Raw genomic sequence first — 19,379 nt, forward strand, 5'->3', positions numbered from 1 at the left:
GGGGCTTTTTTCTGTTTGTCAGACTTCCTCACCGCCGATCACCTCACGGATACGCTTGGCGATATATTCCACATGGGTTTCCAAGGCAAAGTGGCCGGTATCCAGCAGTTCAACAACTGCATTCGGATTGTCTGATTTATAGGCTTGGGCGCCTGGCGGAATAAAGAAAGGATCCTGTTTTCCCCAGATCACCAGCGTCGGCAGCTGTGCTTTACGGAAAAACGCCTGGAAAGCGGGATACAACTTCAGGTTATTAGCGTAGTCGAGGAACAGATCGAGCTGTATAGATGTATTGCCGGGACGGGATAGCAGGAAATTATCGAGAGAATAGGCCTCCGGGGCAATGCGGTCCAGTGCCTTATCCTGAACTCCGTGCACATATTGCCAACGAATGCCGTCAAAGTTCAGCGCCGCATCCTGAACCAGCCGGCGATTCTCCGGGGTGGGATCCGCCCAGTAAGCCTGAATCGGTGCCCAGGCGTCCCCTAATCCCTCAAGGTAGGCATTGCCATTCTGTGAAACAAGTCCGGTCACCCGTTCGGGATAAGTCAACGCCAGCCGCAAACCCGTCGGCGCGCCGTAATCGAATACGTACAGGGCATAGCTGGTGAGATCAAGGGCATCCACGAAATCGGTCAGGGTCTTCCCCAGCGCATCAAAGCTATAGACATAATTGCGTTCGGCGGGGACCTCGGTGAAACCGAAGCCCGGAAGATCGGGGGCAACGATATGGAATTTGTCCGCCAATAACGGAATCAGCTCACGAAACTGGTGGGACGAACTGGGAAAACCATGTAACAACAGGAGGGTCGGCGCATCGGCCTTACCTGCTTCGCGGTAAAAAACGCGAACACCATCGGCATCTACAAATTGATAATGAACGGGGAAATGGGTATTAGCAGTCATAGTGCACCTCTTATGTGTAACCTTTAAAGTGTGTTATTACTAGTTATGTGAAGTCAGTATGCCCGCATTATGTAACTAGTCAAGATGATTTTTATTGGTTACAATGATGAAAGGTTCGTTTCTGAGATCAACATCACTATGCAAAAAGCCATGTCGAACGCTGTCCCGCGTTTTCTCGCCGATCATACGGCGCTGGATCTGCTCAATACGGTAGAGATAATTGACGGAAAACAATGTGACCTCTGGCAAACCAGTGATGACGTTAAACTTTGGTTGTCGAAAGCCGGTCTTTTGCTGCATACGGGAAAAATGGATATACAGGGCGACAGTCTGTTAAACGAGGCCAGAACCCTGCGCGAGACGGTACGGGAGCTGGTTGAAAGCAAAAAAAACGGGCAATCCTTACCCATCGGCAAATTAAATGATTATCTGGCGCAGTCGGGCAGCTATCCTGCACTTAAGGTGGGCGAGGAAGGGATATTAAGCATTGCGCGTATTTACCAACCTGAAACCGCTAAACAATTGCTCGGCCCGTTAGCGGAACAGGCGGCGGATTTACTGGCCTATGCCGATTTCTCTCTGGTGCGTGAATGTGAAAATCATGAATGTTGCCTCTGGTTTTATGACAAAACCAAGTCGCATCGTCGCCGTTGGTGCAGCATGGCGGTTTGTGGAAATCGGCATAAGGTGGCAAAATTCCGACAAAATCAGAAAGACGCCGACTAAATGAAAATTATCCCGCCTAGCTGCTCCTAAAATAAAACGGGAATCAGGAGGCACAGCGGCAAAGCCTTGATGCTGTGCTCCGTTTTCACTAGTTTTGTTTCATGAGATATTTTCGGCGAGGCGATATAACACCTCCGCCAGAACCTGTGTTCCGGCATGCAGATCGCCAAGGGCGGCATTTTCCTTTTCATTGTGACTGATGCCTCCTTCGCAAGGGACAAAGATCATACCCGTGGGGCAGCATAAATGCAGATTAACGGCATCATGACTGGCTCCAGAGGGTAATACCTTGCTCGGGTGCTTAAGACGATCGGCGGCGTTTTGGATCAAATCAGGTATGGTTTTCTTAAACTCAAAGGGTTTTCGCCATCTCAGTTCTTTTGCATGAATGGCGCACCGGTCCGAGTGTTTGTCGGATAACTCAATGACTTTATTGCCCAATGTCGTTAATGACGATTGCGACGGGTGGCGTAAATCAATGTTAAAAACAACGTGACCCGGCACGACAGAGCTGCTGTTGGGATACACCTGGAAGGCGCCGACGGTGAAACGACACTCTTCCCCGGCAGAATCCATAACCGAATAAAGATCCTGTAAAAGCAATACCGCTGTCTTCATGGCATCATGCCTGGATGATGCCGGCGTGGTTCCGGCATGTGCCTCCATACCGGTGATAGTGATCTGAAAATCCCTGCATCCCTGTATACCGCTGACGATTCCTATTGTCGCAGAGCTGTTCTCAAGTATCGGTCCCTGCTCAATATGGGCTTCGATGTAGGCGTGTACGGGGATCCCCAGCGGCCGATGCGGGACCTCGGACATTGTCCGGTGAAAGCACGCTACCGCCTGCTTGACGGAAATGTTTTCACTGTCTGTGATGACTTGCCAATGGGGCAGGTCTTCAGGCTGTGCAAAACAGGCGGAACCCATGCATCCCGGAACAAAACGACAGCCCTCTTCATTAGCCCAGACCGTCAATTCAAGCGGACGGGAGGTGAACAATTCCAGGTCATCAAGGGTGCGAAATACCTCCAACCCGGCCAGAACCCCGTAAATACCGTCGAATTTCCCACCGGAGGGCTGGGTATCCAGGTGTGAGCCGGTCATTACCGGGTCCGAGGAGGGACTGGCGCCGTCACGGCGTATAAATAAGTTACCTATTGCATCCACAAAAAAATGGTAGTGTGGAAGATTAAACCATTCCATTAGCGTGATGCGGACATTGTTGTCCGTTTCAGTCAAGGCGAGCCGACTTACGCCGCCGTTGGCGGTAGCGCCGTATTTAGCCATCTCCATAATGGAATTCCATAATCTACGGGGTTTGATTGCATGGGTGATAGCATCAACCCTCTCCTGCATATCCGCTACTTTCATATCCGGCTGGCTCATGATTGTTCACCTTTCACTGAGGGAATGTCCACGCCCGCATCCGCGGCAAACCGGCAGATCCTGTTCCAGACCTCCGCCAGAATCGGTATTCCCTGCTTGAGATTGTCTTTACGGACCTTGGCCGAGCGTTCGCCCGGAATCATTATTTCATCAACGCCAGGCATCCTTCTGCCCGCTTTTATTTCCGCCAGATAGACATCCGCGCGGCTTCGCGCCTCAGCGGCATCACCAAAAGCCGCGGGGTCGATGGCGATAAACAGGTGGCACCTTTTACCCTGGGTCCCCTCTCGCGACCGGGCCACGATGTCCAGCCGGGAACCCAGCTCGCCGCCCGCCATTGCCCCGGAAAGCAGTGCGATACAGAGTCCCAGCCCGAATCCTTTATGGCCGGCCATGGGGGTCAGCGCGCCTTGCAGCGCCTGGTAAGGATTCACTGTCGGCGCGCCGTCGGCATCTATCGCGATACCGGGCGCAATATCTTCATCATGATAACCTGCAAGCCTGACATGCCCGATGGCCGAGGTGCTGGTAGCCGAGTCGAACACCATCGGAATCCCTCCGGTAGGGATTCCGATGGCCAACGGGTTAGTGCCCAGAACCGGGTCGATACCGCCGGTAGGGTGCACGCGCGGTGGCCAGGTATTGGTGAATACCAAACCGATCAGTCCGGCGCGGGCGAACTGCTCGGCATAATATCCCAGCATAAAAAGATCCCCTGCGTCCTGGAGGGCCGCTGAGGCGGTGCCCATACGGCGGGCTTTCTGTATCAGATGTTCCGTGGCGAATACGCCGCCCACATATCCAGGGCATCCCGCGCCATCGATGAGCAGCGTTGCGCCCGTTTCTGAAATAATCCGCGGAGCGGCATCGCCTAATAAAACGCCGTTATCCAGGTCACGCAGGATAGAATAAATATGATCGATACCCTGGATGGAATGCCCGCGTAAATCCGCCTCAATACACACATTCGCCATGATATCGGCATTGTTTTCGCTGCAACCGTTGGCGACAAATATATCTTTGATGAACCGGGTGAGAACCGTCATATCAATGCGGTAATATCGCCTGGGCTGATTATTATGCATGTCCATGTTCTCCTGGATAGGGTTGCCTCGCTTCTTTCATGGCCTCGGTAATGGAAATGAATTGGCCGTCATGGTGAGAGATATAGGTGAGCATTTTCTTTAGCTGCTGATTCAAATCTTGGTTTTCCACTGAGTAGGTATGGCAAAGGAAAGAAACCACCTGGGGCTGGCCAAGATCCGTGGCTCTTCGGACAAGACAGTCCCAGACCCGTTTTAAATGCTCCAGGGTACTGGTTTCATTTGCCAGGTAATTCACCGTGGGACGGCGCCGGTCTTCAGGTGTGATTCCGTCCCAGCCCAAGGGGATCATTAACAGCGCTTTCTGGCTGTAGCCGTCTCTGGCCGACAGGTTATCGTTCAAGGGAAAATAGGCGGTTGCCGGCGCGCCTTGCCAATCAACGCCACGTTCCGGCCAGTTAAGTCCCGGCGCACAGCTCAGATCGGCGATGATGCCCTGTTTTGCCAAAAAATCCGCAAGCGCCGGGGCGTGTCCGTTTGACCCCCCGCGAAAGCAGCTGCAATCGATATTCCACTGTTTGAGTCTTTCCAGTGTCGTACTGATGACGTCAAATATTGTTTCCGGATGGTGGAAAATACTCGGCTGCAAAGTTTCAGCAGAGGATAACCGATATAGATCATCCTCAATATGCAGGGCCAGGTTTTTGCCCGACGTTGCCCACTCTCGCCAGAACAGCATGTACTCGTCACTGATAAACCGCTGCCGGAATACCGGACTGCTGTGAATTGTCATCGTCGCTTTGCCATCACAATACTCATTCACCAAGGATTGCATTTTATGATATTTGCGAAAAACGACGGCATCGGGATCGGGATTAAGTACAGGATCCGGATCGCCGTCAATACTTAATACCACTTTGACTAAAGGATACATTTTCCCTCCCTACACTTTGAGCATTACTGCCCTATTTAACGGCCGGGCAGCTGATATTATTGAAAAGACACCTGCCGTTATTCGCCGGTATTATTCCTTGAGCATGAGTTTATGGCCGATTTTTCGTCGCGACTGCCACACCTCATTATTCAAGAGATGCTGAGGTTCTATCTCTCTGAAAACCGATACTATTTGTTCGGCGCAGCAGATGGCGGTCTTTCGCAAGGCTTCCTGGGTTGAGCCGGCAAGGTGAGGCGTCAACAGGGTATTTTGCAGTGTGGACAGCCGTGAGCGGGGCAGCAGGGGTTCATGTTCAAACACATCCAAACCGGCGGCGGCAATCCAATTCTCTTGTAATGCCTGATATAAAGCATCTTCATCTATCAGGCCGCCACGGGAGGTGTTGATAAGCAACGCGGAAGATTTCATATTCCGTAGGGCCACGCTATCAATGGTGTGAAAAGTGTCTGGGCGCAGCGGCCGATGCAGGCTGATGACATCGGCATTTCCAAGCAGGTCGGTCAAACTGCCGGCCGGGATGGCACCCGCGGCAATGATATCGGCAATGACGGCATGGGGTGACCAGACCGAAACCCGCATCCCGAAGCCGCCTATGGCCATTTTGCAGACCTGGCGTCCGATATCGCCAAAGCCGATAATGCCCAGGAATTTGCCGTATAAAGAGTGGGTGATGCCGGTAAACTTAAAATCCCACTCCCCTTTGCGCGCCGCCCTATCGGCGCAAAGCAGTTTATGGGACAAGGCCAGCATTAATAACAAAGTATGTTCAGCGACGGCCAGGGTATTACAGTTCGGTGTATAGACCACCGCTATGCCCTTTGTATGGGCATACCGGACATCAATTTTATCTGTGCCTGAGCCATGATTGGCTATGACCTCAAGATTATCCGCACAATCGATACTATTGCTTTTAATAGACCCTCTGGTAATCACCGCATTTGCCGATGAAAGGGCTTTCCCCAGTGCTTTATCATCGCAATCATAGGCGAATCGCACATCAACACCCGCGGCGATTAATAGCGCTATGCCATCCTTATGGATGGGATGGGTGATTACACAAACGGGCTGTTTCATCATGTATTCCAGTAATAACTATTGATTGGATATTTGCCATAAAATATCGGACAGCACCCGGGCGCCGTTGCTGAAATCATCCATTTCCATTTGTTCATCCGGATTGTGACTGCCATTGGCGTTGGGAATAAAAATCATGGCGGTAGGAATACCCGTATACGCGAACATGGCGGCATCATGTCCCGCGCCGCTCGGCATAGCGTGAAATTTCAAATCCCTGTTTTTCGCACATACCGTTAACCCGTGGCGTAATGCCGGGTCCATGCTTGCCGGCTGGCTGCGGATTTTTTCTCCCAGATTGAAATTTACCCCATGTTTAGCGGATAGATCGGCCACGGCACGTTGAACGTAGTCATTCATCAGATCCAGGGTATCGACATCGCGGGATCGGATATCAATGCAAAAAACAACTTTTCCCGCCACCTTGCTGAAATCCGACTGTTTTGAATCGGTATTGACCTGGCCGAAGGTTAGCGTCAATTCATGCCCATCCGCTTCCAAGACCTGCCATGTGTTTTGCAGTTCGTGGACCAGTTCGGCAAAAGCCACCACGGCATCATGGCGATGTGTCCTGGGCGTCGCGCCGGAATGAGCGTATTGACCGGTTATGGTCGCGCTGCGGTATCTCAGGCTGCCGCAAATTCCGGTCACAATACCGATAGCCTGGCGGCTTTCGATTAAGACCGATCCCTGTTCTATATGCAGTTCGATAAAGGCGCAAACAGCGCCGATGGAAACGGCGGGGGCTCCGTTCACTAGCGTTTCAGGGAATCCCCCTTGCTCTTCCATATGCTTGCCCAGGGTCTTGCCGGTATCAAAACGCACCGCCTCCAGGGCATCGGCTGGCAATAGTCCTAATGCGGACTTACTGCCGATATAGGACACCGGGAACCACACGCTCTCTTCCGCGCGTATGCTGATAACGGTAACATCGCGTTTCGGCCGCCGGCCGCATTTTATCCAGGACGCCAACACCGACATGCCGGCGATAACCCCGGCTGCCCCGTCATAGTTACCGCCGCGGGGGACGGAATCCAGATGGGAACCCGTCAGAACGGCGGGCAGGCTTCGCTCCAGGCCTGGCAAGGTAAGATAAAGATTCAGCGCCGCGTCAATCCGAGCCTCGAGGCCAAGTTCCGTTCCACTCAGCCTGATAAGGTCATGGGCGCGCTGTTCCCCCGGCCCATAGGTGTCGCGCGTGACGCCAATACCGTCATACCCGATGGCATAAAGTTCATTGAATAAAGCCTGTGCCAATTCCAAATCTGGTTCAATCATAGATAAACATTCCCTGAGCATGATAATGATGCACAATAAGAAAAAAATAGGCTGAATTTCATTACGCCCTATATCCCTCCGATTTAATAAATACCGTTGGTATACCAAAGAGTGCTGATATTCCCCGTTACCGGTAGGCTATACCATGAATAATCGTCAGGAATTCAGATGAAAAACCCTCTTCTCGTTTATCAAATATTAATCAGGTCTTGAGAAATTTTACTTAACGACCGGCATCCGCTGCGCGTAACAATGACCGTCTCGCTGCAGGCGACGGTAAATTGAGCATATTCCCGCAGGGTAATGGGTATATGAAAAGCCATGCCTTCAACCAGTTCCACGTCGTAACCTTTATTGAGATGTAGAATATTGCCTTCACCCCAGTCGGGAGCAAATGAAATACCCATGCTGTATCCGGTCCGTTTTCTGTAGGCATCCGTGGCGCCGCCTGCGTCAATCACCCGCTGCGCCGCATCATGGACATCAGAACAGAGGTTGCCGGGTTTCATGGCCGCCATGGCCGCTGCAAGGGCGGTCCGGGTGATATCATACCAATCGCGGGCTTTTTGCGGGACATCACCCACCATAATGGTCCGAAAAAGCGCGGCGTGATAACGGTGGTGGCAGCCGGCGGTTTCCAATACCACCACGTCGCCCTGTTGGATTACGCGGCGGCGCCAGGTGGTATGAGGAACACCGGAACGAGGGCCGGAGGTGACAAAGGGCTCCATTCCCATATATTCCGAGCCGGCGGTAATGGTTGCGCCCATGATAGCGCCGGCAATGGCATTTTCATCAACGCCCGCCTTGGCGGCTTGTATTCCTGCCGCCATACCGGCGTCATTTTCCCGCGCGGCCTCCTCCAGCGCCAGAATTTCAAGGGGGCTTTTTACCCGGCGCAAAGATTCCGCATAACCGCTGCCATCCTGCATTTCCCCCAGGCGGGCGGAAAGCTCGGCGAAAATATTCACCGTAAGAAACCACGCGTTCCGATCGATGGCGATGCGTTTTCCTTTCCAGCCTTCCTGCTCAATTGCCGAGGCCAGTGCTTCAGCGGGAGAAAAACCGTCACCATAACCGTATAAATGGTTGAGATAAGTATTAAAGCGGGCGTTATAGGATTCCAGTTCCCGGAGCACCAGGAACGGCGTTCCCTGAACCGGGATTGCCAGGCACTGGAAGACATAATAGCCAGGGGTTTGCTGGCCGGAAAGATAGAAAATATTTTCAGCGCCGCTGGTGAGATATAAATCAATATTGTTATCTTTTAAAATGGCCTGGAGTTTCGCAATGCGGCTGTCGAATTCCTGCTGTGGAAAGGCCGAATCACTGCCTTGGGGAATGCTGTCGATTAAGTTCTTGTCTATCATTTCACATTTTCCTTAAGGGAGAAGACGTGCTGTTTTTGCCTCAAAGCACTTTTGAGAGAAACGCTGATTGTCTTGCGTCATTGGCCGGTTTGAAAAACTCCCGCGGCGGTAAATCAACCACTACCTGCCCATCGTTCATCATGATGACCCGGTCCGACACCTCGCGGGCGAACCCCATTTCATGGGTAACGACAATCATGCTCATGCCGCTTTCGGCCAGCTCTTTCATGACCGCGAGCACTTCCGATACCATTTCCGGGTCAAGGGCCGATGTGGGTTCGTCGAACAACATCAGGGCCGGTTCCATGGCCAGCGCCCGTGCTATGGCGACCCGTTGCTGTTGCCCGCCCGACAGTTGACCGGGGTATTTGTCTATCTGATCGGCCAGACCGACGCGGGCCAGGAGCTGCTCCGCCCGTGAATCCGCTTCTTTCCTGCCCAATCCCAAGGCACTGATCGGCGCCAAGGTGACGTTGCTTCTTACACTGAGGTGTGGAAATAAATTGAAATTTTGGAAGACCATGCCGACATCTTTGCGTATGGCCCGCGCGGAGGCCGCGCTGGGCTCCAACTGGATGCCGTCAATGAAAATCTCACCGGCATCAATGGGTTCAAGGGCATTTAGCGTCCGCAGGAAGGTGGATTTTCCGCTGCCTGACGGACCGACAATGCAGGTGACGGACCCCCTTTTGAATTCCAGTGAGATGTCATTCAGGGCGCAAAATTTACCGTAGTATTTTTTCACTTCTTGGCAGATGACGATATGTGAGGAGGGAATATCCGCATTCATACGCATTTTAGGTCCTCGACATATTTTTTTTGCTGCGGTTTTCACAATAGCGGCCGTATAAGCTCAGCGGCACTATCATGATCAAATAATATACGGCGGCCAGTGTATAGATTTCGAGATAACGATAGTTTTCACCACTGATGACCGATGCCTGATAAGCTAAATCAGCGATGCCGATGGTTGAGAGTAAGCTGGAAATTTTTACCAGATCGCTGGTGAAATTCACAAACGCTGGAAATACCACCTTGACCGCTTGAGGAATAATGACCGTTTTCCATTTCTCTGTCATGGGTATGGACAGCGCAGCGCAGGCTTCAAATTGCCCTTTCGGTATCGCCAAGATGCCCGTTCTGAATATTTCGGCAAGAAAAGCACCGCTGCAAAGGGTTAGTGCGAGAATGCCGGAGGAAAATGCGGATAATTTCACATCAAAAATAAACGGGACGCAGGTGTATATCCAGAATATAGGAATCAATTCAGGTATGCTCCGGAAAGTTTCAATAATGATAACCGAAACACGATAGAGCGGGCCGCTGCCTTGCATCTTTCCCCAGCATAATACCGCGCCAAGAACAATACCGAGCACCAGCGACAGGCAGCAGCTTAAAAAAGTTGTCACGGCCCCCTGTGCAAGAATTTTCCAAGAATTTTCTATAACAAAAAAATGGAAATTCATGTCGGCTCCCGCAAAGACGATTGCGAAAGTCTTTTCTCAAGCATGGCGCTCAGGTACGAAAAACCATATCCGATAATAAAAAAGAGCAGGCCCGAAAAGGTGATAACCTCAATGGGCCTGAAGGTGAAGCTGGCAATATTATTACTCACTGTCACCAGTTCGCTTATGGCCAGCACCGAAAGTATGGTTGAGCCTTTGAAAAAGCTGAGAACGGTATTACAAAGCGCCGGCAGCATCAGTTTCAGCGCTTGGGGCAGAATGACCCTGAGCCAGGTGGTGCTCTGTGAAAGGTTAAGCACCTTCGCCGCTTCCCATTGCCCCATGGGAATGCTTTCAATGCCCGAACGGGTGATTTCCGTAAGGTAGGCGCTTGACTGGAGCGTCATGGCTATAATGCCGGATACCAGAGCCGGGGTGGGAATGCCGGTGATTTGCGGCAGGGCGAAATGGATCCAGAAAATTTGCACCAGCAGCGGCGTAGAGCGCCAGATCTCCACGTGAATGGCGATAAGGATTTTTATCAACCGGAAGGGGAGCTGATAAAGGAGAGCCAGGATGATACCGCTCAGCAGGCCGGATATTACCGATACCAGCGTGACAAACACCGTCATGGAAAGCCCTTTGAGCAATAACCGCCAATATTGATAAATCACGGAAAAATCGAGGGTACGCACAAAACTCCATTTCACGTTATAAATAACAAACGCGAATAACAGGATAACGATGGCTGTGCCGATGATTTTTTGCTTATCAATCTTTTTACTTTTAGCGATTATGGCTGACTCTGTCATACAGCGACCTCATCCAGACATGAAGAGAGTGGGTGATGCCGGTGATTCGGCATTCATGGTTTTTTACTGAATATAATCGGTGCCAAACCATTTTTTCCACAGCTCGGCCGTACGCCCGGAATTAAGCTGTCCGCGTAGCCATATATTGATCACCTGCTGCAAGTGATATTCATTCAGGTCAACGGCCCAGACGATGCCAACGCGGTCCAGCGGTTTTTCGCCCAGGGGCCGCATGCCGAATTGTTTGTTTTGCTGGAGCATTCGCGATGTGGATGTGTACGAAACCCACCATGCGTCCGCCCGGCCGTTGGCCACTTCAGCCGCGTCTACCGAACTGTTATCGGAAGCGACAAACCGTATTTCGGCGTTTTTGAAAAACCGTTTGGCGAAATCACCTGATGCGGATCCGGTTTTGGAGATAAGCACTTTTCCTTTCTGGTCCAAATCGGCATAGGTTTTATAAGGAGAATCATTTTTGACAAAAGCACCGCTGGTTTCATAAGAAAGAGGATCGGAGAAAAGAACCACTTCGGCCCGTTTCATGGTATCGAATAATGCCGCCCCGCCAATGTCGCATTCATGATTTTTCACACTGGCTATAATGGTTTTGAATGTTGAATCCACATCCACCAGTTTTACTTCCATGGCGCTGGCGAGATCCACGGCCATATCGTGGTCAAAGCCTTCCCATTTGCCGGTGGCGGGGTCTTTATATGAATAGGGATTGTCTTCGGCCCAGCAAACGCGCAGCTCGCCTTTTGACATAATGCTGTCAACCGCGTTATCCGCCGCATTGACGTATTGAGCGCATCCCAGCGCAAAAATGAATATCGCTCCCGCTTTTTTGCAATTTATCAGAGTGAAAATGGACAATAAACGCATGGATATACCCTTGTCAGGTGAATAATTATGTTCATCAGCCGTTAGGGCCGCTTTATTTTAGATAGCTATCATTATGTTAATTTGGTATCCAAGTGGTATACCAAGTTAAAGAAAGAATGGCTACACTGTTTTTCTTTCTCGGTTAACCGGGTATGGCCGCCTGGTATCAAAATGGTATATTTTATGTTAGCAATAAAAGTGCCAAATATTCCTATTGAGAAGAAAAGCGCGTTAGCTCACGTGTTAAAAAAATTGTACCGTGACGGTGGATTTCATTCACGAAGAGAAACAATGTGGCGGATTTTTTTAGCCCTACAATTTTCAAATGTATTAAAATTCAGCCAGATATCCTGGCTGAGCATCTCTAAATTTTTTGCCGGGTTCCCGCATTGCCCGATCAATATCAGCCTTTTATCGTCGCCGTAGCGGGTGTTTACTACAGCCTGATATTTATATTGAGAATATTTTTTCACCTGGCCTTATCCCTTTTGAATAAGCTCTTGGTTTTATCCGCTTTGGTGGATTGGCCCAATGAACGCACCAAAGCAGTGCTTTTGGTTTATTTTTGTGCAATAGCGTTGCCTGTCTTGATCACACATCTGCTTATAGGCTGCCTTGATTACCAATAAACGTTGACATCCTTGCAATAGTTAATAGATTAATATACCTATGGTATTCCATCTGATATGGTCGGTCCCCGACACCCTCTGCTTAATTTCATGAAAGATTAAAAGACATTATGAATAAAACATCATTATTGGAAGGCGGTAATGGCGGTCTTGGCAATCAAGCGTATGAAGCGTTGCTTGATTTGATCATTGCCAAAGAATTGAAACAAGGAGAACAGATACAAGAGCGCGCGTTAGCCATCCGTCTCGGTATTTCCAGGACACCGCTTCGTGAAGCGATGCATCGGCTTGAAGGGGAAAAGATCCTGGAGCGTAAATCCAATAATCGGCTTTTTGTCCGCATGGTGACCCTTGAGGAAATTTTGGAGATTCTCCACGTCAGACGCCTGCTGGAAACCGAGGCGGCGTCCCGCTCGGCCGGTAAAATCCCGCTTGATAAGCTAACGCTGCTTAAGGTAAGGATTGAAAAGCTCAAGCAGGCCGGCGATCCTTTCAGCTATGAGCATCAGGTGGTGGATGCGGAGCTGCATGGGCTGATTATCCATTATTGCGAAAATAAGCTTTTGGCCGAGATGATAGATGAACTGCGGCGCAAAACCCGGATGTTCTCACTCAAACGTGTGGATAAACGCATGATTCCCGTGCTGAATGAACATATGGCTATTATTGCCGCTCTTGAAACGGGGAACGCGGAGCAAGCCGCTGTGGAAGTCGCTCATCATATAGATAATATTCGTATGTCGATTATCGAAAAATTTACTCTCCTCTGATCTCAACGCTTTTCCCGCCAAGGCCACTCCCCTGCATCGCTATTTCGGTAATTGAGGTAAATATCCGCATCAGCTGAGGCTATTTGCATCAGCTTTTCCCCACGGACGCGTTGATATTTATAAAAATATAGCAATATCAATAAATTATAACTATGGCATAAAGGTTGCTCTCTATAGCCCGGAAGCAATGAAGCTATAAAGAGGATCACCCATGAAAAATAACGCAGTGGTTATCAATGACAGGGACAACGTTGCGGTTGCCCTGGTCGCCCTCCGAGCTGGAGAAAACGCTACAGTCGCCATCGACAATAGGATTATCGATGTGTCTTTACGCCAGGATGTGCCGTTCGGGCACAAGTTTGCCATCAGCGATATCGCTTTGCATGGCGAAGTCTACAAATACGGTGAATCCATCGGCCGCAGTACCGCGCCCATTCAACGGGGCGAGTATGTCCACGTCCACAATGTGGAAAGTGAACGCGGCCGCGGCGACTGGCAATAACAGGAGAAGAGTATGAGCATGACATTCAAAGGTTATCGCCGTCCCGACGGATCCGTCGGCATCCGTAACCATGTACTGATTTTACCCACCAGCGCCTGTTCCAATAAAGTGGCGCGGGATATCAGCCTGCAGGTGAAAGGCGCGGTCTGGATCAATAACAGTTTCGGCTGTTGCCAAATCGCAAGCGATGCAAAACTCACGGTAAAAACCCTGATTAACGTTGCCGCTAACGGTAACGTCGGCGCAGTGTTGGTGGTGGGGCTCGGCTGTGAAGGGGCGGAGCCCACCTATGTTACCGATGAAATACGCAAAACCGGCAAACCGGTCTGCTGCGTGACCATCCAGGGTGAAGGCGGCACGCTCAATTGCCAGGCTAAGGGTATTTCCCTGGCTCGCGCCTATGCCCAGGAGCTGTCGATGCAGCAGGCGGAGGCGATATCCCTCGCCGAGCTGACGCTGGGTATGGAATGCGGCGGTTCGGATACCACCTCGGGGCTTATCTCTAATCCTTCCCTGGGCGTTGCCTGCGACCGGTTGATTGCGGAAGGCGGCACCGCCATGCTGTCCGAAACCACTGAATTTATCGGCGCCGAGCAGGTTTTTGCCAAACGCGCCGTCAACCCGCGGGTCGCTAAAGAATTTATCGACATGGTGCTGGACTGCGAACGGCGGGCCAAGGCATTGGGAGAAGATATCCGCGGCGGGCAACCGACGCCGGGCAATATCAAAGGCGGTTTGACCACTATTGAAGAAAAATCCCTCGGCTGCATCCATAAAGCGGGCCATTCGCCGTTGCAGGGGGTGCTGAAATATGCTGACCGGCCGCAGGGCCACGGGCTGTGGGTGATGGATACCCCGGGGCAAGATATTGAATCCCTCTCCGGCAAAGTAGCGGGGGGCGCCAATCTGATTGTATTTACCACCGGGCGAGGCAGTCCCACTGGCACGCCTATTGCGCCGGTGATTAAAATCACCGCCAACGAAGCCACCTTTGCCAAAATGAGCGATAACATCGACCTGGATGTTTCAGCCGCCATGCGCGGTGAAGCCACCATCGAGGAGATGGGACAAAGGGTCTTCGATGAAATACTGAAGGTTGCCAATGGCAAAAGCACCAAAGCGGAAGAGCTTGGCCATGATGAGTTCTCCATTTATAAAATTGCGCCTTCCTTCTGAATCTATTTAGGCCCCAAGGGACGGTGACGTCCCTTTTTATTGATTACATAATAAGAGGCTGAAATGAAAATCAAACGAGCAATGGAAAAATTTCCGGGTGGCATGATGGTCATACCGCTGATTATCGGCGCCCTGTTTAAAACATTTTTTCCCCATGCCCTGGAAATTGGCAGTTTTACCACCGCGTTATCCCATGGTTCGATGGCGATCCTGGCGGTATTCTTTATCTGTATGGGTGCGGAGATACGCTTTAACGCCGCACCCCAGGCGCTGAAAAAAGGGGCGGCCATTACCCTGTCGAAGCTGGTGGTGGGTATTATCATCGGCCTGGGTGTGGTCAAATTTTGCGGGCAGGGCGGTCTGTTCGGACTGTCCGGCCTGGCCATTATCTCGGCCATGACCAATGCCAATATGGGTCTGTACGCGGCGTTGACCAAAGAATACGGTAATGAGACCGATCGTGGCGCCATTGCGGTGCTGTCGGTGCTGGAAGGTCCCTTCCTCACCATGGTGGCGATGGGTACCGCCGGTTTGGTATCCATTCCGCTGCTGGATTTTATCGCGGTGATCATTCCTATCATTATCGGCGTGATATTGGGTAATCTGGATGAAGAGATGCGCACCTTTCTCAAAAGCGGCGGCGGCATGCTGATCCCGTTCTTCTCTTTTGGCCTGGGCACCAATATCGATTTTATGACGCTGCTGCAAGCCGGGTTGTCGGGCGTGTTGCTGGGTGTGATGACGGTGGTCATCGGCGGTTTCTTCAACATCCTGGTATCACGGCTGACAGGGGGCAGCGGCATAGCCGGCGCGGCGGTATCGACCACCGCGGGCAACGCGGTAGCCACTCCGGCGGCCATTGCCAGCGTTGATCACAGCATGGCGGGACTGGTGGCGGTGGCGACGCCGCAGGTTGCGGCCTCCACTATCGTTTCCTCGCTGCTGACGCCCTTGCTGAGCGCCTGGGTCGCGAAGAAAGAGGCTCAGCGCTGGGATAAAAAACAGCAGCTGATCCCTAAAAAGGCAAGGACCTAAATGTAAATTACGGGAACAGCTAACAGTAAAAATTTCTTATCTCTTTATCATCGTGCGGAAGTTGTCTATGGGACCTTATGTAATGAAGAAGCTTCCGCATTTTTGTATTATCTCACCCACCGCCGATCTCACCGAAAATATTGCCGGCATAAAAGCCCATTATGCCGGTAAAGCCAATATCACTATTATCGAATCCAGCCTGACCGGGATCGAAGAGACCCTAAAGCAATTACCGCTGGACGATTACGATATTTTCATCAGCCGCGGCGGCATGGTGCGATTGCTGGAGCTTTGTATAAAGCAGCCGATTATCGAAATCAAAACCTCGGCCTACGATATTATCGATGCCCTGGCTCCCTACCGAAATCAACCTTGCATTGGCATTGTTGGTTATATCAGCGTTATCAATGGCAGCCGTAAGATTGCCGCTATGCTGAATATTCCCCTGAAGATTTTTAGCGTGCCGGATATGTCGTTACCCACCATTAACCGAATTCGTCAGCAGGTGCATCAGCAAATGGCCAGCGGCGAGGTGGAGCGGCTGATCGGCGATGCCATCAGCACCGATTATTTCGACCTGCCCGCCGAGCGTTGCACTCTGTTGAATACCGGCGCGGAATCCATTGAACGGGCGCTGGAAGAGGCCCTTACCGTCTATCGGGGGCTGGCGCGCCAGCGGGTTGAAAACCGCCAGTTGCAAACCCTGATTGATGCGGTCAGCAAGGCCATTATCACCGTCAACGGGCGGGGAGAAATTCTGCACAGCAATAGCCAGGCGATGTCCATGCTTGGGTTGACGCAGCGTGCCGGGGATAACTTGCAGCGCTACCTGACGTTGGGGTCTTTGTCCCGCTTTAACGAACAATATGATGTGAACGAAAGTCTGATTATCGATAGCGGCGCCTATGGATCCCTGCTGGCCAAGGTGACGCCCATCATTGAAGATGGCGAGACCGACCGGCTGATTATAACCCTGCAAAAAGCCGCCACCGTACGCGGCGAAGAGCAGGCGATACGCTTAAAGGAAGCGGAAAAACGCAATTTCCAGGCGCGCTATGGTTTCAACGATTTTATCACCGGTCATCCTGAAATGGCGCGCCGGTTGCAACTGGCGGCAACCTATGCCAAGACTGATGCCACGATTTTGCTGATTGGTGAGAACGGGACCGGTAAGGAGATCATCGCCCAAAGCATCCATAATGCCAGTGAGCGCCGGGATAAAATGTTTGTGCCGGTAAATTGCGGAGCCATCCCGCCGGATATTCTGGAAAGCGAGCTGTTCGGTTATGTGGAAGGCGCATTTTCCGGCGCATCGCGCAAGGGTAAAACCGGGCTGTTTGAACTGGCTCATGGCGGTACGCTGTTTCTGGATGAAATCACCGAGCTGGACAAAAGCCTGCAATCAAAACTGCTGCGGGTGTTGCAGGAACGGCAGTTGATCCGCCTGGGATCGGACCGAATTATTCCCATTGATGTGCGCATCATCGCCGCCACCAACCGTAATATCCAAACGTTTGTCCAGGAAGGCGGCTTTCGCGAAGATCTCTACTACCGTATCAATGTGCTGAAGATTACCGCCATGCCGTTGCGTGAACGACCGGAAGATATCCGCGCCATCGGTGAATACTGGTTGAGCCGTTATCGTCGGCGCTATGATTTGCCTCCGCTGCGTCTGGCGGCCGACTTGTGGCGTTTTCTGACCCGTTACGACTGGCCGGGCAATGCGCGGCAGTTGGGCAATATTATGGAGCGTTTGGCGCTCTCGGCCGCCGGCGATACGCTGGATCTCGACCAGGCCGCGCTTTACATCGAGGATCTCACCGGCGCGCAACAGCATACGGCAAAAAAAGCCTGTAGCCACTGCGATCTCTTGGAGGGTAATTACACGCAGATTCGCCGGGCGATACTGGAGCGGGTCATTGCCAGACAGGGTTATAACAAAAGCCGTACCGCGCGCATGTTGGATGTGGATCGTACCTCCATTAACCGCTGGTTAATGAAACCTTAGGGATTGGGCGGAAAATCTGCCCGAGCACTCGGTTGCACCAGGTTATCGTAACGGCCTGCGGCGTCTTATTAACACCATTTCGACTATACGCTATGTAATAGGTCCATATTTGCCTCGCTCCTTAGGTCCTTAGCGTCTTAGTACTCTAATTCCCCCATTCCCTCATTCCCGAATCCCCTGATTCCTAACTTCCACTATCCGCCGATCATCGTCAAGAATCCGTTTTTTGCGCATTAAAAGCCTTTTTTACTATATCAATCAGATATTTATAAAATAACGGCCGAGAAACGTTCATTAAGCTAAAATAGTGATTAAGATGAAACATTTTCAACTTATGGTTGAATACTCGACATCATTTAGCAAAAGCGGTATGGTCGGGCATCTGGATGTCTAAACGTATAAACGTATGCTTTGAGGTTCTAAGGTTATGCCGATTCGGGTTCTTGATGAGTTGCCGGCAGTAAATTTTCTGCGCAATGAAAATGTCTTTGTGATGACGACTTCACGTGCCAGCACGCAGGAAATCCGTCCGTTGAAGGTATTGATACTCAATCTGATGCCGAAAAAAATCGAGACGGAGAACCAATTCCTGCGTTTATTATCCAATTCGCCGCTCCAGATTGATATTCAACTGTTGCGCATCGACGGCCATGAGTCGAAAAATACGCCGGCGCAGCATCTCAATACCTTTTACTGCGACTTTGAGGACATACAGGACCAGAATTACGACGGCCTGGTGGTTACCGGTGCGCCGCTGGGGCTGGTGGATTTCAGCGATGTGGTTTACTGGCCGCAGATAGCCAGGATCCTGCAATGGTCGAAAGATCATGTCACATCGACACTGTTTGTCTGTTGGGCGGTACAAGCCGCGCTGAATATTTTGTACGACATCCCCAAAATGACCCGCCAGGTAAAACTGGCCGGGGTTTATCAGCACAATACCCTCAAGCCCCACGGATTGCTGACCCGCGGTTTTGATGAGACGTTCCTCGCGCCCCATTCCCGTTATGCGGATTTCCCTACCGACGTTATCCGCCGCTATACCGATCTGGAGATCCTGGCGGAGTCCGAGCAAACCGGTGCGTACCTGTTTGCCAGCAAGGACAAACGGCTGGCCTTTGTCACGGGTCATCCCGAATATGACGCCCTTACCCTGGCCAGCGAATACCATCGGGATCTGGCCGCCGGCCTGGATCCTTTGATGCCGGTTAATTATTTTCCGGATGATAATCCCGACCTGACGCCGAAAGCCAGCTGGCGGAGCCACGGGCATCTGCTGTTTGCCAATTGGCTCAATTATTACGTTTATCAAATCACGCCGTTCGATTTGCGCAATATGAATCCCACCGTCGATTAATGCCGGGCCGGACTCCGCAATG

Annotated in this window: 19 protein-coding genes; 7 read left to right on the forward strand and 12 right to left on the reverse strand. The window is 51.3% G+C overall.

What is annotated here, in order from left to right; translation table 11 throughout:
- Nucleotides 1-18: 18 nt before the first annotated feature.
- Entirely contained in the window at nucleotides 19-906 is an 888-nt protein-coding gene (locus HB631_RS24195; protein WP_213993739.1) for an alpha/beta hydrolase, read from the reverse strand.
- A gap of 150 nt (nucleotides 907-1,056) precedes the next feature.
- On the opposite strand from HB631_RS24195, the gene HB631_RS24200 reads away from it, so the two are divergent.
- A complete protein-coding gene (locus HB631_RS24200; RefSeq protein WP_255557257.1) occupies nucleotides 1,057-1,632 on the forward strand; it encodes an ABATE domain-containing protein in 576 nt (191 codons plus the stop codon).
- Nucleotides 1,633-1,731: 99 nt separating this feature from the next.
- Here the strand turns inward: HB631_RS24200 and HB631_RS24205 are convergent, their stop codons facing one another.
- The 11 genes from HB631_RS24205 to HB631_RS24255 form a co-directional block, all read right to left on the reverse strand.
- Nucleotides 1,732-3,021, reverse strand: a complete 1,290-nt coding sequence (locus tag HB631_RS24205) for a hydantoinase/carbamoylase family amidase (RefSeq protein ID WP_213993741.1) — start codon at nucleotides 3,019-3,021, stop codon at nucleotides 1,732-1,734.
- Complete coding sequence (locus tag HB631_RS24210) at nucleotides 3,018-4,106, reverse strand: Ldh family oxidoreductase (protein ID WP_213993742.1); 1,089 nt, start codon at nucleotides 4,104-4,106, stop codon at nucleotides 3,018-3,020. Before HB631_RS24210 ends, HB631_RS24205 begins: the two co-directional genes overlap by 4 nt.
- A complete protein-coding gene (locus HB631_RS24215) occupies nucleotides 4,099-4,998 on the reverse strand; it encodes a hypothetical protein (RefSeq protein WP_213993743.1) in 900 nt (299 codons plus the stop codon). Before HB631_RS24215 ends, HB631_RS24210 begins: the two co-directional genes overlap by 8 nt.
- A gap of 90 nt (nucleotides 4,999-5,088) precedes the next feature.
- Entirely contained in the window at nucleotides 5,089-6,096 is a 1,008-nt protein-coding gene (locus HB631_RS24220; protein ID WP_213993744.1) for a hydroxyacid dehydrogenase, read from the reverse strand.
- A gap of 15 nt (nucleotides 6,097-6,111) precedes the next feature.
- Nucleotides 6,112-7,371, reverse strand: a complete 1,260-nt coding sequence (locus HB631_RS24225) for a Zn-dependent hydrolase (RefSeq protein WP_255557258.1) — start codon at nucleotides 7,369-7,371, stop codon at nucleotides 6,112-6,114.
- 191 nt (nucleotides 7,372-7,562) lie between these two features.
- Nucleotides 7,563-8,741 carry a Xaa-Pro peptidase family protein gene (locus HB631_RS24230; RefSeq protein ID WP_213993746.1) on the reverse strand — a complete coding sequence of 393 codons (1,179 nt, stop codon included), beginning with the start codon at nucleotides 8,739-8,741 and terminating at the stop codon, nucleotides 7,563-7,565.
- A gap of 40 nt (nucleotides 8,742-8,781) precedes the next feature.
- Nucleotides 8,782-9,537, reverse strand: a complete 756-nt coding sequence (locus HB631_RS24235) for an amino acid ABC transporter ATP-binding protein (RefSeq protein ID WP_275955700.1) — start codon at nucleotides 9,535-9,537, stop codon at nucleotides 8,782-8,784.
- A 1-nt stretch (nucleotide 9,538) separates the two neighbouring features.
- Nucleotides 9,539-10,207, reverse strand: coding sequence for an amino acid ABC transporter permease (locus tag HB631_RS24240; RefSeq protein WP_213993747.1), 669 nt, complete (start codon nucleotides 10,205-10,207; stop codon nucleotides 9,539-9,541).
- Nucleotides 10,204-10,998, reverse strand: coding sequence for an amino acid ABC transporter permease (locus tag HB631_RS24245; RefSeq protein ID WP_213993748.1), 795 nt, complete (start codon nucleotides 10,996-10,998; stop codon nucleotides 10,204-10,206). The genes HB631_RS24240 and HB631_RS24245 overlap by 4 nt, the downstream gene beginning before the upstream one ends.
- 63 nt (nucleotides 10,999-11,061) lie before the next feature.
- A complete protein-coding gene (locus HB631_RS24250; protein ID WP_213993749.1) occupies nucleotides 11,062-11,880 on the reverse strand; it encodes an ABC transporter substrate-binding protein in 819 nt (272 codons plus the stop codon).
- Nucleotides 11,881-12,152: 272 nt separating this feature from the next.
- A complete protein-coding gene (locus tag HB631_RS24255; protein ID WP_213993750.1) occupies nucleotides 12,153-12,353 on the reverse strand; it encodes a hypothetical protein in 201 nt (66 codons plus the stop codon).
- A 266-nt stretch (nucleotides 12,354-12,619) separates the two neighbouring features.
- Here HB631_RS24255 and HB631_RS24260 point away from each other — a divergent pair, with 266 nt between their 5' ends.
- The 6 genes from HB631_RS24260 (at nucleotide 12,620) to metA (ending at nucleotide 19,357) form a co-directional block, all read left to right on the forward strand.
- On the forward strand, nucleotides 12,620-13,279 hold the full coding sequence (locus HB631_RS24260; RefSeq protein ID WP_213993751.1) for a GntR family transcriptional regulator: 660 nt from the start codon (nucleotides 12,620-12,622) through the stop codon (nucleotides 13,277-13,279).
- 211 nt (nucleotides 13,280-13,490) lie between these two features.
- Nucleotides 13,491-13,781, forward strand: a complete 291-nt coding sequence (locus HB631_RS24265) for a UxaA family hydrolase (RefSeq protein ID WP_213993752.1) — start codon at nucleotides 13,491-13,493, stop codon at nucleotides 13,779-13,781.
- A gap of 12 nt (nucleotides 13,782-13,793) precedes the next feature.
- Nucleotides 13,794-14,957, forward strand: a complete 1,164-nt coding sequence (locus tag HB631_RS24270; protein ID WP_213993753.1) for a UxaA family hydrolase — start codon at nucleotides 13,794-13,796, stop codon at nucleotides 14,955-14,957.
- Between the two features lie 63 nt (nucleotides 14,958-15,020).
- A complete protein-coding gene (locus HB631_RS24275; protein ID WP_213993754.1) occupies nucleotides 15,021-15,992 on the forward strand; it encodes a 2-keto-3-deoxygluconate permease in 972 nt (323 codons plus the stop codon).
- An 82-nt stretch (nucleotides 15,993-16,074) separates the two neighbouring features.
- On the forward strand, nucleotides 16,075-18,000 hold the full coding sequence (locus HB631_RS24280; RefSeq protein ID WP_213993755.1) for a sigma 54-interacting transcriptional regulator: 1,926 nt from the start codon (nucleotides 16,075-16,077) through the stop codon (nucleotides 17,998-18,000).
- A 427-nt stretch (nucleotides 18,001-18,427) separates the two neighbouring features.
- Nucleotides 18,428-19,357, forward strand: coding sequence for a homoserine O-succinyltransferase (gene metA / locus HB631_RS24285; RefSeq protein ID WP_213993756.1), 930 nt, complete (start codon nucleotides 18,428-18,430; stop codon nucleotides 19,355-19,357).
- Nucleotides 19,358-19,379 lie beyond the last annotated feature (22 nt).

The organism is Sodalis sp. dw_96, assembly GCF_018449575.1.
GTDB lineage: Bacteria > Pseudomonadota > Gammaproteobacteria > Enterobacterales > Enterobacteriaceae > Acerihabitans.